General features: G+C 47.6%; 1 protein-coding gene. It reads right to left on the bottom strand.

Annotation, left to right across the window (positions count from 1 at the left end):
* Positions 1-699, bottom strand: a 699-nt coding sequence (locus ACFS3A_RS26730; protein WP_379828785.1) for a condensation domain-containing protein, incomplete at both ends; no start/stop codon positions are given.

The following is a 699-nucleotide window of genomic DNA, read 5'->3' as shown; positions in this document are numbered from 1 at the left end:
GGTAATGCGCAAGCTGATTGGAACGTTCGTCCAATTCACGGTAGCTCAATTGCTCTCCCTCGAAGACAACCGCTATCGCATCAGGGCTCTTTACCACCTGCTCCTCGAACAAATCAACAACCGTCCTGTCCAATGGATAATCAACACCTGTGGCATTGAAGACATCCAGAAGCTGGTGCTCCTCATGGGCCCTCAACATCGACAAACTGCCGATAGGCTGGGATGCATCAGCCGCAATACAAGCCAATAACTGCTCATAGTGCCCCAGCATCCGCTCGATGGTAGGTTTGTCAAATAAAACCGTACTGTAATTTATTGCCAATGAAATACCCGAAGCATTCTCTGAAACATTTAATGTCAGATCCAACTTGGCTGTATTTCTTTTGAAATCATATCCTGAAATACTGATGTCCTCCAGACTTAATTCTTCTGTTCCATCCGAAGTGTTCTGCAGGGTGAACATAACCTGGAACAAAGGCGTCGTGCTCATATCACGGGTGGTGACAACTCGGTCGACAACCTTCTCAAAAGGTGCAAGCTGGTGGTCATAACCCCCAAGGGTGGTTTCCTTAACTCTTGCCAAAAGTTCCCTGAAACTTGGATTGCCTCCAAGATCACTGCGAAGCGCCAGGGTGTTCACAAAAAAGCCGATCATACCTTCAAGCTCCGACTGGGTACGGTTTGCTATAGGGGTTCCAA

It is taken from the genome of Flavobacterium notoginsengisoli, assembly GCF_042686225.1.
Classification (GTDB): domain Bacteria; phylum Bacteroidota; class Bacteroidia; order Flavobacteriales; family Flavobacteriaceae; genus Flavobacterium; species Flavobacterium notoginsengisoli.
Note: the sequence above shows the minus strand (reverse complement) of the source record. Positions and strands in the feature narration are given on the sequence as shown.